This is a genomic window from Pantoea pleuroti (assembly GCF_014156615.1).
Taxonomy (GTDB): Bacteria; Pseudomonadota; Gammaproteobacteria; order Enterobacterales; family Enterobacteriaceae; genus Pantoea; species Pantoea agglomerans.
The window spans coordinates 1-12,480 of the sequence record NZ_SBFD01000010.1 but is presented as its reverse complement, the minus strand read 5'-3'; the positions used below and the strand labels follow the sequence as shown (position 1 = coordinate 12,480).

At 52.0% G+C, this 12,480-nt stretch carries 12 protein-coding genes; 8 read left to right on the top strand and 4 right to left on the bottom strand.

What is annotated here, in order from left to right:
• Positions 1–44 precede the first annotated feature (44 nt).
• The 4 genes from malT (at position 45) to EPG66_RS18890 (ending at position 5,815) form a co-directional block, all read left to right on the top strand.
• Positions 45–2,747 carry an HTH-type transcriptional regulator MalT gene (gene malT / locus EPG66_RS18905; RefSeq protein WP_033760251.1) on the top strand — a complete coding sequence of 901 codons (2,703 nt, stop codon included), beginning with the start codon at positions 45–47 and terminating at the stop codon, positions 2,745–2,747.
• Positions 2,748–2,963: 216 nt separating this feature from the next.
• A complete protein-coding gene (locus tag EPG66_RS18900; protein WP_182687771.1) occupies positions 2,964–3,500 on the top strand; it encodes a dihydrofolate reductase family protein in 537 nt (178 codons plus the stop codon).
• Positions 3,501–4,587: 1,087 nt separating this feature from the next.
• Complete coding sequence (locus tag EPG66_RS18895; RefSeq protein ID WP_182687769.1) at positions 4,588–4,968, top strand: hypothetical protein; 381 nt, start codon at positions 4,588–4,590, stop codon at positions 4,966–4,968.
• Between the two features lie 361 nt (positions 4,969–5,329).
• Positions 5,330–5,815 carry a GNAT family N-acetyltransferase gene (locus EPG66_RS18890; RefSeq protein WP_033768522.1) on the top strand — a complete coding sequence of 162 codons (486 nt, stop codon included), beginning with the start codon at positions 5,330–5,332 and terminating at the stop codon, positions 5,813–5,815.
• Positions 5,816–6,003: 188 nt separating this feature from the next.
• Here the strand turns inward: EPG66_RS18890 and EPG66_RS18885 are convergent, their stop codons facing one another.
• Positions 6,004–6,954, bottom strand: coding sequence for an AraC family transcriptional regulator (locus EPG66_RS18885; protein ID WP_182687767.1), 951 nt, complete (start codon positions 6,952–6,954; stop codon positions 6,004–6,006).
• Between the two features lie 107 nt (positions 6,955–7,061).
• On the opposite strand from EPG66_RS18885, the gene EPG66_RS18880 reads away from it, so the two are divergent.
• From EPG66_RS18880 to EPG66_RS18870, 3 genes are all read left to right on the top strand, one after another.
• Positions 7,062–8,288 carry an MFS transporter gene (locus tag EPG66_RS18880; protein ID WP_083069553.1) on the top strand — a complete coding sequence of 409 codons (1,227 nt, stop codon included), beginning with the start codon at positions 7,062–7,064 and terminating at the stop codon, positions 8,286–8,288.
• Positions 8,289–8,621: 333 nt separating this feature from the next.
• Positions 8,622–9,068 (top strand): GNAT family N-acetyltransferase, encoded by a 447-nt coding sequence (locus EPG66_RS18875; protein ID WP_220495243.1) that lies wholly within the window; start codon positions 8,622–8,624, stop codon positions 9,066–9,068.
• A gap of 121 nt (positions 9,069–9,189) precedes the next feature.
• Positions 9,190–9,348 carry a hypothetical protein gene (locus tag EPG66_RS18870; protein ID WP_223265966.1) on the top strand — a complete coding sequence of 53 codons (159 nt, stop codon included), beginning with the start codon at positions 9,190–9,192 and terminating at the stop codon, positions 9,346–9,348.
• A 113-nt stretch (positions 9,349–9,461) separates the two neighbouring features.
• Here EPG66_RS18870 and arsC read toward each other — a convergent pair whose 3' ends face one another.
• Genes arsC through EPG66_RS18855 form a run of 3 tightly spaced genes read right to left on the bottom strand, consistent with a single transcriptional unit; the run spans position 9,462 to position 11,555 of the window.
• Positions 9,462–9,887 (bottom strand): glutaredoxin-dependent arsenate reductase, encoded by a 426-nt coding sequence (gene arsC / locus EPG66_RS18865; RefSeq protein ID WP_115758188.1) that lies wholly within the window; start codon positions 9,885–9,887, stop codon positions 9,462–9,464.
• Between the two features lie 12 nt (positions 9,888–9,899).
• Complete coding sequence (locus tag EPG66_RS18860; RefSeq protein ID WP_115758187.1) at positions 9,900–11,189, bottom strand: arsenic transporter; 1,290 nt, start codon at positions 11,187–11,189, stop codon at positions 9,900–9,902.
• A 45-nt stretch (positions 11,190–11,234) separates the two neighbouring features.
• Complete coding sequence (locus tag EPG66_RS18855; protein WP_022624488.1) at positions 11,235–11,555, bottom strand: transcriptional regulator; 321 nt, start codon at positions 11,553–11,555, stop codon at positions 11,235–11,237.
• Between the two features lie 86 nt (positions 11,556–11,641).
• On the opposite strand from EPG66_RS18855, the gene arsH reads away from it, so the two are divergent.
• On the top strand, positions 11,642–12,340 hold the full coding sequence (gene arsH, locus EPG66_RS18850) for an arsenical resistance protein ArsH (RefSeq protein ID WP_182687764.1): 699 nt from the start codon (positions 11,642–11,644) through the stop codon (positions 12,338–12,340).
• Positions 12,341–12,480 lie beyond the last annotated feature (140 nt).

Here is a 12,480-nt window from a genome sequence, read left to right as displayed (position 1 = left end):
GCGTAAAATAATGATGCGCTCGACAAATGGAGAAACGCGCGCCCATGTTAATACCCGCTAAACTCAGCCGCCCGGTGCGTCTTGAAGGCACTGTGATTCGGGAGAGATTGCTGCAAAAACTCACCGCTGCCGGTAACTATCGGCTGGTGCTGGTCACCAGTCCGGCGGGCTACGGTAAAACCACACTGGTGTCGCAGTGGGCGGCAGGGAAAAGCGATCTGGGCTGGGTTTCTTTAGATGAGGGCGATAATCAGCCGGAACGCTTTGCCGATTACCTGATCGCTGCACTGCAACAGGCCACCCACGGTGGCTGTCCGCGCAGTGAACTGCTGGCGCAGAAGCGGCAGTATGTGAATCTCAATGCGCTGTTTTCTCAGCTCTTTATCGAGCTGGTGGAGTGGCAGCAGCCGCTATGGCTGATCGTTGATGACTACCATCTGATTACCAATCCGGTGATCCACGACGCGATGCGCTTTTTCCTGCGCCATCAGCCTGAAAATCTGACGCTGATTCTGATGTCACGTAATCTGCCGCAGCTCGGTATCGCCAACCTTCGGGTGCGTGAGCAACTGATTGAGCTGGGCAGCCAGCAGCTGGCTTTTACCCACCAGGAGGCGCGACAGTTTTTTGACTGCCGACTGGCGGCCCCGCTGGAAAGTGAAGAGAGCAGCCGACTCTGTGATGATGTAGCGGGCTGGGCTACTGCGCTGCAACTGATCGTACTGTCGGCGCGACAGGGTGCCAGTTCGGCTCAGCATTCCGCACGGCGTCTCTCCGGCATTAATGCCAGCCACCTCTCCGATTATCTGGTTGAAGAAGTCCTGGATAATGTCGATCTGCCTACCCGCCATTTCTTACTGAAAACCGCGCTGCTGCGTTCAATGAACGATGAGCTGATCGCCTGCGTCACCCGCGAAGAGAACGGCCAGATGCGGCTGGAAGAGATTGAGCGTCAGGGTCTGTTTCTGCAGCGCATGGACGATTCCGGCTGCTGGTTCAGCTACCATCCGCTGTTTGGTAACTTCCTGCGTCAGCGCTGTCAGTGGGAACTGGCGGCGGAGCTGCCCGCGCTGCATCGGGCTGCGGCAGAGAGCTGGATGGCGCAGGGCTTTCCAGGCGAGGCGATTCATCATGCGCTCGCCTCTGGCGACGCCACTATGCTGCGGGACGTGCTGCTGAAGCACGCCTGGACGCTGTTTAATCAGAGCGAGCTGCCGCTGCTGGAGAACTCCCTGAAAGCACTGCCGTGGGAGATGATGCTGGAAAATCCAATGCTGGTGCTGCTGCAGGCGTGGCTGATGCAGAGTCAGCATCGCTTCTCCGAAGTCGACAGTCTGCTGGCGCGTTTTGAACAGGCCAGCCGCTGCGAGATCGATGCAGCACTGCGTGGTGAATTTAATGCGTTGCGCGCCCAGGTGGCGATTAACGATGGCAATACCGATGAAGCGGAGCGGCTGGCGAAAGTGGCGCTTGACACTCTGCCAGCGAGCCGTCACTACAGCCGCATTGTGGCAACCTCCGTGCATGGTGAAGTGATGCACTGCAAAGGCGAGCTGGATGATTCGCTCAAACTGATGCGGCAGACCGAACAGATGGCGCGGCGCGATGAAGTCTGGCACTACGCCCTCTGGAGCCTGATTCAGCAGAGCGAGATTCTGTTTGCTCAGGGTTTTTTGCAGGCAGCGTATGAGATCCAGAGCCGCGCCTTTGTGCTGGTCGACGAACAGCACCTGGCGCAGTTCCCGCTGCACGAGTTTCTGCTGCGCATTCGCGCTCAGTTGCTGTGGGCCTGGGGACGACTGGAAGAAGCGGAGCAGGCGGCCCGGGAAGGCATCAAAGTACTGAACGGTTTCCAGCCGCAGCAGCAGATTCAGTGTCTGGGATTGCTGGTGCAGTGCTCACTGGCACGCGGCAATCTGGATAACGCTCGCAGCTACCTGAACCGGCTGGAAAACCTGCTGAACAATGGCAACTGGCACAGCGACTGGATAGCCAATGCCGACAAAGTCCGGGTGATTTACTGGCAGTTGACCGGCGACAGCCAGAACGCCCGCGACTGGATGCGGCAGACGCCTAAACCTGCCTTTGCCAATAACCATTTTCTGCAGGGACAATGGCGGAACATCGCCCGCGCGCAGATCCTGCTGGGTGATGTCAGCCAGGCGGAAGTGGTGCTGGAGGAGCTGAATGAGAATGCCCGTGCCCTGCGCCTGATGAGCGATTTAAACCGTAATCTGCTGCTGCTGAATCAGATCTACTGGCAGACCGACCGCAAAGCGGAGGCGCAGCGTGTCCTGATAGAGGCGCTGAAACTGGCGCGCAGCACCGGTTTTATCAGCCATTTCGTGATTGAAGGCGAGATGATGGCGCAGCAGCTACGGCAATTGATTCAGCTGAATACCCTGAATGAGCTGGACAGCCACCGCGCCCGGCGCATCCTGCTGGAGATCAACAAATATCACCGTCACAAATTCGCTCATTTCGATGAAGGCTTTGTCAGCCGTTTGCTTAACCACCCTGACGTGCCGGAGCTGATCCGAACCAGTCCCCTGACGCAGCGTGAATGGCAGGTGCTGGGATTGATCTATTCGGGCTACAGCAACGATCAAATCGCCGGTGAGCTGGCGGTGGCCTCCACCACCATCAAAACTCATATCCGCAATCTCTATCAGAAGCTGGGCGTCACCCACCGCAGCGAAGCGATGAATCAGGTTCAGTCGCTGCTGAAAATGATGGGATACGTCTGACGACAGGCGTTTACAGGGGCGGCTTTAGCCCGCTCCGCCGCATAACAGCACACCGTCGAAACAGGCGGTCTGTATCAATGGTAAGCGCATAACTACTCCTGACTACTCATAGGGGCATTCCCGGTAAGGATGAAAGGGTAAATGCCCTTTTAAGGGCTATATCGTCAGTATCACTAAACTCAGCCTGAAATATGCAGCCTGAATACGGAGCACCTGATGATCACCACACACGTTTTTATCGCAGTTAGTCTTGATGGTTACATCGCCCGACAGGATGGCGATATAGACTGGCTGTTGCAGCGCGCGGATCCGACAGAAGATCATGGCTATGCCGCATTCATCGCGGATAAAGATTGGATTGTTATGGGCCGGGGGAGCTATGAGAAGGTGCTGACCTTTGATGTGTGGCCTTATGATCAGCCCGTGCTAGTGCTTTCCCGACAGCTAGCCGATACCCCGGTGCCCGAGGCATTAAAAGGCAAAGTGCAGTTCACCCGCCGTACTCCAAAGGAGGTGATTAATGACCTGGCAGCACAGAACGCACATCGCATCTATATCGATGGCGGGCAGGTGATACAGTCGTTCCTGCGTGAAGGACTAGTCGCCGATATCGTTATCACTACCGTTCCTGTCCTGCTTGGTTCGGGAAAATCCCTGTTCGGCTCCCTGCATCAGGATATCGATTTGACACTGCTATCAAGCCGCAGCTTCCCTTCGGGTCTGGTGCAGTCGCACTATCGGCTGGCGTCATAAACCCCACATAGACATAGCGGCGGCCTGCGGTAACGCGAGATGACCGCCCCTGAGGCCAGGGCGGCCATTAATTAAAGGATGAAACTTCTATGTCAAAGCTACACAACACGCTGATTTTTTTCCACTATCTGCAGGGCTGCTCCTTTCCCTACCGGTATTCAGTCAGACACACCCGCAGGACACTACTCAGCTGTCTGCCTGTGAGAGCCAGAACGGACAGGATGGGAACGGCAGTTCGCCTGATGGAGAAAAGGGTAAAGACGGCGTGCCCGGTACAGGCTGTATGAACGGAGGTAACGGCGGTAATGCTGACACAGGCTCCAATTCAAATGGCGGAGATGGCGAAAATGGCGGCACAAACGGAGCCGATGCGGGTCCTGGCGGCGTCGGCGGGCAGGGTGGTAGTGGCGGGAATGAGGGAGGACATGATGGTTCTCCCGGGATGAGTGGAGCTAAATAGTTATCCCTATGCCGTTAACGTGGTTTGCCGGAGATGGATTACCCCGGCGACCTCATAAACACAGACTAAGCAGACAGCAAGGCAATGCTGAGACACCGTGCCGCAAGGCCTGAACTGCAAAGCCGGTGAAGTCATATCAGTCGTTTTTACCGGCACCAGTAAATCCCGATCTTCCTTAAAAGACATCGCATAGTGTCAGCCTGAGTGATGGCAGTTTATCCGGCACCACCAACGATCCATTTCCCGCCCGGCCTCTGCCGACTCCTGTGACATAACCCCGGCCTCTTCTGCAGGGGAACGGGTTGAATCGCGGCATGCTGGTCACAGATGTTATGTTGCATTAGAGCTGAAAGCCGTTCGTATCAGGCCAGGATATTAAGGATCGCAACATAAAAAGAAGATACAGGCGGTGAGTGTCCGCTATGAGCAAGGAGCGGACGTTCCGTTCTTAATGACTGACTGTTACCATTGCATCCAACATAGCACCCGGCTCATCCAACCTTACCCACAACAAAAATTAATATCCATAAATCAGCTCTATACACGTATGACATCACCAATTCCTCAAGTCACAAAATATTTTGCCGATAACGATTTTTTAACGATCCAAAGTCCTGGAAGACAGATATGAATAAATTTGTTTATTGTATGATTGCTGTGTGTTTTTCCGGTTTATGTTCCGCAGCTGAAGGTTTAGGCTTGGGGACATATTTGTGTGATGTCCGGATAACCAGCTCTCATACAGAGACGCAGCTTTTGCCAAAAGCTGCTGTCGTTGAAGACAATGGAAGTAACTACAAAGTGAAAATGCTGGGTAATGAGGTAGCATCCCCAGCGCTTGAAAGTGTCATGGGTGGTATTAAACAGCAGGCTACTGTTAACGGAATAACCTTCGTAAGACGTCCAAATTACGATGATCGTTTTATCATCGAAAATGCGCATTCCGGCTTCTTTTATAAAATGAGAAACTGCAAAAAAAAACTAATATTTTTTCAGCTGATGCTTTAAGCATTAGTATAGGATGGCTTTTAAATTAATTGTGTTTTAAAAGTCCCTGTTTACTATATTATCTTGATTGTGAACCTCATATCTTTGCAGCCATGTTATGATTAAAATGCTTCGACAAATTGCTGTCACCTATTCGGCCGATGAGCAATTTAAACTGCTATCATGTCCGTATGCCTTCCAGTTTAACGTTCAAGCTGTATTACCTTTGTATTAATTTCTGGCAACAGCAATGAGGCGGGCCAGACTAAGTTCAGATTTATGTCCGCTATGAGTGAGGAGCAGCCATGACCCCAGGGATGGTTTGAATAAGTGATATCCCTTTACCCGTTTTGAGCTGATGCTTTTCTTAGCAGGATGCTTTATGTTGGTCACACTCATCCTGCAGGGTATAACCATGATAAAAGTAGAAAAATCAGATCCATTCTCTTCAGAATCCCATCGTTTAATCGAAATGCTATCAGCAGAACTTGCCGCTATTACTGGTGATAACGGCAAAAGCAATTTCACCACCCAAGCAATGGGTGATGACAAAGCTTTATGGGCATTAGCAAAGAATTCTCAAGGCAAAGCTGTGGGATGCGGTGCTATACGGCCATTTACCCAAAATATAGCCGAGCTTAAAAGAATGTTTTCAGACCGAAGTGAGTCAGGGATTGGTGGTGCTTTACTCACTTTTCTTGAAAAATCAGCAAAAGAGATGGGATATATCGAGGTTAGGCTGGAAACCCGCCACATCAACTATCGTGCTGTAAATTTCTACATGAAAAATGGTTATGTCCCTATTGAGAATTACGGCCTATATATAGGCAGGACAGAAGCTATCTGTTTCTCAAAGGCATTGCGCTGACTATATTAATTGGAACTGACGTCTGCTCCTGTCACAAAGTAAACTGTCATCGGGCTGATGACCGCTATATGCCAGAAACGGACACTGTTTTTAATGTGATTTATTTATTTGATGCTGCCTTTGCTGGAGCACAAAGGAAGTCAGGCTACGTTGCGATTACTGCTATCCCCGCTAGGGATAAAACTCCATTAGCTAAGCAAACGTACCGCGCCTGGAGACTTGCCCGTTACACGCTTAAAAGCCCGGCTGAAAGCAGCCTGAGAGGAGTATCCTAACCGTTGCGATGCGGTGTCGACGGTGATGTTTTCTGACGACAGCCAGCGGACAGCGAGATGCATCTTTACCTCCGTTGCATACCGTAGCGGTGGGACGCCGATAGTGGTCTGAAACCTTTCGGCGAATGCGGAGCGGGATATATGCGATTCGGCGGCGAGTTCTGCCACGCTCCAGTCCCGGCCCGGTTCACGATGAATCGCCAGGATGGCCTGAGCCAGACGTGGATCGCGCAGTGCTGCAGCCAGGCCAGGGCTATTGCCGCAACCGTCTTCCACCCATCCTCTGATAAACATCGCTCCAGCAACATCGGCAAGCCTGGCGAGAATACCTGCATAGCCCACGCGTCCTGAGCATATCTCACGCTTCATCGCATCAAAGATATGCATGAGTCCCGGCCACTGAATCCCCTTTGCATCGGCATGCATAATTTCAGGCAGCACATCCGCCAGCCGCTGCATGCTTCCCAGATCAATTTTCATGCAACCAAAAAACAGCACAGCGCCTGGCGTTTCCTGGGTACTCGGGCAGGTATCAATCCCACTCACTTTTTCATCCAGTGGTGCCGTTTCAATATTGTCGATATCCAGCACGTCGGCGGCTGTTGCCGACAAAAGCTGATGCCGTTCGCCGTGGGGAAGAAATACAGCCTCTCCGGCTGAAAGCGTAAGAACTTCGCCGTTTGCACTATGAAGCACCATCTCCCCCACAGCGACGTAGTGCAGATAAGCATGACCAGGCCTGCTTGCGAAGTTCAGGCCAAACGTATCACCCGTCTGGATACGCTGATATCGCACTCCGTATAGCCGCAGGCCGGAAAGTAGCTCGCTGATGAGTTCTGATGACAGAGCGAAGGATGAAGTCATAGGCATATTCGGGTTTTGGGTAAAAAAGTGAGGGGTTCAGAGCATAGATCATCCAGCTCCGCCTGAATAGACTTCTTCTCCTGAAACGACTTTCCAGGAGACTTAAAATGACGGATGAAACTTCTATCAGGGTTCACAAAGAAAGAGTGCAAAGAGATGAGAAAATCCAGCCAGCCTGGCTTGCGGTTTTTTCGTTAACCATGGGTGTTTTTGGCCTGCTCACCGCAGAGTACCTGCCTGCCAGCTTATTAACGCCTATTGCACGGGATTTGGGGGTGTCAGAGTCTCTTGCAGGACAGGCCGTAACAGTGACGGCGGTGATTGCGTTATTTGCCGGATTACTGATACCGCGATTAACGCGTGCGCTGGACCGGCGCGTCGTGTTGTTGAGCTTTACTGCCCTTATGATCTTCTCAAATCTGCTCGTGGCGCTCTCTTCAGGTATTGTCATGCTGCTGGCAATGCGCATCCTGCTGGGTATTGCGCTGGGTGGATTCTGGAGTATGGCAGCGGCGGTTGCGATGAGGCTTGTGCCGGAGAGGCTGGTACCGCGGGCGCTGTCGATCATTTTCAGTGGAATCGCGGTAGGTACTGTTGTTGCCGTACCGCTGGGAAGTTATCTGGGCGAGATGTCTGGCTGGCGTAGCGCGTTTATTGCCGCTGCTGCGGTTGGCGCACTCTCTTTCATTTTTCAGTGGCTGACGCTGCCCGGAATGCCGCCGGTAGTCAGGACCAGGACGGCATCCGTATTTTCTCTGCTCCAGAGGCCGGGCGTGAGCGTGGGCATGCTGGGGTGCGTGCTCGCACACACCGGCCAGTATGCGCTGTTTACCTATATACGGCCGGCGCTGGAAGGGCTGGCACACATAGACGCAAAAGGGCTGGCGTTAATACTTCTGGTGTTTGGCGTTGCTAACTTCATTGGGACACTGTCGGCAGGGTGGCTGATGGAACGCAGCCTGCGTTTTACGCTGATTATTATGCCTGCTCTGGTGGGAGTAGCGGCACTGGGTATGATCACTCTGCCGTTATCAATCGCCGGGCTTACTGCGCTGGTCATGCTGTGGGGGCTGGCATTTGGTGGCATACCGGTGGCGTGGTCAGGTTGGGTCGCCCGGACGCTTCCCGATGAGGCCGAGAGCGCAGGGGGTATGGTGGTCGCCGCCGTTCAATCCTCCATTGCCGCGGGTGCAGCCATAGGTGGCCTGATATATGGCCTCAATGGGGTGACGGGGGTATTCATTACTGCAGCCTGTATCATGCTTACTGCCGCGCTGGTTATTGCATTCCGGGTCAGAGTCTCGTCATCAGCTGAAGGAACGCAAAGCATATAATTTCAGAGACATTTTAAGATGTCAGGACACCTCAATCACACAGCGTAAGATCCCCGGACCGCGCAGCGTTCCGGGCCTGCTGACTGAGTGTGATGGCAAAGGGGCTGGTTAACTTCTGAAGCTGGTTAACAGGCGCTACGGCAAAAAGCGGAGCTTAGCAATAATCAGTAAGTGCCGTTTTACTCACTATTCTGGAATATCACCATTCTCAGTGGTGATTCATACGTGCAGAGAAAATATTCCTTAACAGAGAAGCTTGAAAAACAGTTTCCAGGTGATATCTTCAACACATAACTACCTCATCAGGAAGATAGTGTGATTACTCTCAGGAATATGAATGAAGAAGAATTCAAAAATTATCGTTCTCTTTTCATCCATGAATATTCGCAGGATCTGCAAAACAATCGGGGATATCTCTCCGAAAAAGCACGAATCAAAGCCATAGAATCTATTGATACAGTGTTAACAAAGGGCGTTGTGACCCCGGCTAATCAGCTATGGTGTATCCAACAGCCTGATGAACCAGAGGAAGTTATTGGCATCCTCTGGCTGTCGATCACCGGGTCATCAGCCTGGATAAGTGATTTCTACATTTATCCTGACTGGCGCGGCCGTGGATTCGGTGGTCTGGCCTTATGCGAAATGAAAAGATTGCTAAAAATAATGAACATCGATGAAGTCGGACTTAGGGTAGCTCCGAATAATGCCTCAGCCAAAGCACTGTATCAGAAGAATGGCTTTCATATTACCGGCATTAATATGTCTCAAAATTTAAACTAAATAATTTAAGAAAGCGTTTTTACCAATAGCCAAAGAAAATATCTTTTTTAAAGACTCCGCGGTGCAGCACCTCATAATACACATTTGAGGAAATATTTTTACGATAGGTCGCAGACTCACTATGCTTGCGGAACAGGAGTTATTCAGACATCACGAAATTGCCTGGCTGGAAACCGAAGAAAACAGCCGTGCGGCAAAATTTTACATGCAACTCGGCTGGGGTAATAAAGCAAATCTGGATGGCACTTTCATCCGGTTAGAAAAGCAACGTGATAGTTGACCTTCTTCATCTCTCATCGAGTTCCGCTTTTGCACGCAGCAGCTCTACGCTCTGGAAGGGCCGCTATAAGCGAGAAGCGGACGCCCGGTGTCCGCTAATGTGAACTCGCCAGGTTACTTAAACCGTCTCCCTGCCTCATCAGTCACCTTTTCCCCATCCTCTTTGGTGAATGAACCTTTCTGACCTTCAGGGAGAATATCCAGCACAATTTCTGAGGGACGGCAAAGTCGTGTCCCTAACGGCGACACTACTACTGGCCTGTTAATCAGGATCGGGTGCTGAAGCATAAAATCGGTCAATTGCGCATCAGAAAATTTATCTTCATCCAGACCCAACTCCTCATAAGGCTCAACGTTCTTACGCAACAATGTACGTACAGAAATCCCCATTTCTGAAATCAGCCTGGTAAGCTCTTCTCGTGTCGGTGGCGTATCGAGATAATAAATAATTGTTGGTTCGGTGCCGCTGTTACGGATCATCTCCAGCGTGTTACGTGAAGTACCACAGGCCGGGTTGTGATAGATAGTAATGTTGCTCATATCAGTATCTCATTACAAAGTGACAGAGAGCCGCCATACCAGCGCGGCCAGAGTGACGAACAGCACCGGCAGGGTCATAATTATGCCTGTCCGGAAGTAATATCCCCAGGTAATGCTCATGTTTTTCTGTGCCAGTACATGCAGCCACAGCAGGGTTGCCAGACTCCCGATTGGGGTAATTTTGGGACCTAAATCGCAGCCAATCACATTGGCGTAAATCATTGCTTCTCTGACGACGCCAGTCGCAGTACTCCCGTCAATGGACAGCGCACCAATCAGCACCGTCGGCATATTGTTCATCACCGACGACATGAAGGCAGTCAGGAAGCCGGTGCCGAACGTGGCAGCCCATAAACCGTTGTCTGCCAGCATATTGAGTACGGCAGAAAGATACTCAGTGAGTCCGGCATTACGCAGGCCATAGACGACCAGATACATACCCAGCGAGAAAATCACGATCTGCCAGGGCGCACCACGAAGCACTTTCCCGGTATTAATGGCCTGGCCCCTCTTTGCCACCACGAACAGCACCGCTGCGCCAACTGCTGCTATAGCGCTGACAGGGATCCCCAGCGGCTCAAGAACAAAGAAACCGACCAGCAGGAACAGCAGAACAATCCAGCCAGCCCTGAACGTCGCAGGATCCTTAATCGCACTGCCAGGAATCTTCAGCAGTGAGACGTCATATCTGGCAGGGATATCGCGGCGGAAGAAGAGATGCAGCATGACCAGCGTGGCAGCAATGGCTGCCAGATTCACAGGAACCATCACGGAGGCGTACTGCGTAAAGCCCAGGCCAAAGAAATCCGCCGAGACAATATTTACCAGGTTAGAGACAATCAGCGGCAGGCTGGCGGTATCAGCGATGAATCCTGCAGCCATGACAAATGCCAGTGTCGTTCCCTGGCTGAACCCCAGAGCGAGCAGCATCGCAATCACAATCGGTGTCAGTATCAGTGCTGCACCGTCGTTAGCAAACAGCGCAGCAACAGCAGCGCCAAGCAGTACAATCCACGTAAACAACAGGCGACCGCGCCCGTTACCCCAGCGGGAAACATGCAGTGCGGCCCATTCAAAGAAACCAGACTCATCGAGCAGCAGGCTGATGACGATTACCGCAATGAACGCCGCTGTTGCATTCCAGACGATATTCCAGACGACAGGGATATCTTCAAAGTGGATGACTCCCGTTCCCAGCGCCAGCACGGCTCCGATACTTGCGCTCCAGCCAATGCTGAGGCCTCTGGGCTGCCAGATGACCAGGACCAGCGTGAGTATAAAGATACTTCCTGCCAGAAACATGTTCAGACTCCTTTATATATGCCTATGTGTATGTGATTAAGCTTGTCAGCAAGAAGTACATGCGGATTTTTCCAGTCGTTCACGCACATCATCGCGCAGGCAGTGCCATGCCGTCGTTATCGTCTCGCCGGCCCATGCGGGCATGTGGGGTGAGAGACGGTAGTGAATCCATTTTCCTTCCCGACGGTCCAGTACCAGTTCAGCCTCACGCAGGATAGCCATGTGACGGGAAATTTTAGGCTGTGATTCAGTGGTAGCCGCACATATATCGCATACGCACAGTTCGCCCGATTCCCGGAGAAGCATGACAATTGCGAGCCGGGTTTCATCCGACAGGATCTTAAAAAGCTGAACAGGCTGTAGCATTTATTACTCCATTCCCTTTAGAATACATATATGTTAAATCATATGTGTTTATTTTGAAATCACCAGAGCCACCCGAAGGAGAAAAAATGGAGCACTTTCCTGCCCTGAACGCTGATTGCTTCGATCTGCATATTGCTGAACGTCTGCAGCTCCATGAGCCGCCACGCATTCTGATTCTGTATGGCTCGGTAAGAGAGCGTTCTTACAGTCGTTTTATAGCAGAGGAAGCAGGTCGCCTGCTGGAGGCGATGGGAGCGGAAGTCAGACTGTTTAACCCTTCAGGTTTACCCCTGCCGGACGACGCCCCGGATACGCACCCAAAAGTCACCGAGTTGCGCGGGTTGGTCAGGTGGTGTGACGGGATGGTGTGGAGTTCCCCGGAGCGGCATGGGGCAATGAGTGCCGTGATGAAGGCACAAATCGACTGGATTCCCTTAAGCGAAGGGGCCGTTCGCCCATCCCAGGGAAAAACTCTGGCGGTCATGCAGGTATGCGGCGGTTCGCAATCTTTCAACGCCGTGAACCAGATGCGAATTCTGGGACGCTGGATGCGGATGTTTACGATCCCCAACCAGTCTTCCGTGGCCAAAGCATGGCAGGAATTTGATGAGGACGGGAGAATGAAACCCTCGTCCTGGTATGATCGTATCGTCGATGTCGCCGAAGAGTTGTTTAAAATCACCCTCATACTCAAGGGACAGACCGGTTACCTTGCCGATCGCTACAGTGAACGAAAAGAGAGCCATGAGGAGCTTTCATCCCGCGTTAATCAAGACAAAATATGACGTTCCTGTTTTCATGAATTCATGCTCTGTGAACTCAACAACGTCCGCTCCTGGCATAGATCAGTCTGACATCGGATAATGTCCGCTATGAGCGAAGAGCGGACCGTCAGGCTTGCAGCAAGACGGCCAGTTAACTGGCA

Bases quoted from the DNA above. Each gene is read 5' to 3' on its own strand.
- malT (WP_033760251.1), top strand. From the start codon at position 45: ATGTTAATACCCGCTAAACTCAGCCGCCCGGTGCGTCTTGAAGGCACT.
- EPG66_RS18900 (WP_182687771.1), top strand. From the start codon at position 2,964: ATGATCACCACACACGTTTTTATCGCAGTTAGTCTTGATGGTTACATC.
- EPG66_RS18895 (WP_182687769.1), top strand. From the start codon at position 4,588: ATGAATAAATTTGTTTATTGTATGATTGCTGTGTGTTTTTCCGGTTTA.
- EPG66_RS18890 (WP_033768522.1), top strand. From the start codon at position 5,330: ATGTTGGTCACACTCATCCTGCAGGGTATAACCATGATAAAAGTAGAA.
- EPG66_RS18885 (WP_182687767.1), bottom strand. From the start codon at position 6,954: ATGACTTCATCCTTCGCTCTGTCATCAGAACTCATCAGCGAGCTACTT.
- EPG66_RS18880 (WP_083069553.1), top strand. From the start codon at position 7,062: ATGACGGATGAAACTTCTATCAGGGTTCACAAAGAAAGAGTGCAAAGA.
- EPG66_RS18875 (WP_220495243.1), top strand. From the start codon at position 8,622: ATGAATGAAGAAGAATTCAAAAATTATCGTTCTCTTTTCATCCATGAA.
- EPG66_RS18870 (WP_223265966.1), top strand. From the start codon at position 9,190: ATGCTTGCGGAACAGGAGTTATTCAGACATCACGAAATTGCCTGGCTG.
- arsC (WP_115758188.1), bottom strand. From the start codon at position 9,887: ATGAGCAACATTACTATCTATCACAACCCGGCCTGTGGTACTTCACGT.
- EPG66_RS18860 (WP_115758187.1), bottom strand. From the start codon at position 11,189: ATGTTTCTGGCAGGAAGTATCTTTATACTCACGCTGGTCCTGGTCATC.
- EPG66_RS18855 (WP_022624488.1), bottom strand. From the start codon at position 11,555: ATGCTACAGCCTGTTCAGCTTTTTAAGATCCTGTCGGATGAAACCCGG.
- arsH (WP_182687764.1), top strand. From the start codon at position 11,642: ATGGAGCACTTTCCTGCCCTGAACGCTGATTGCTTCGATCTGCATATT.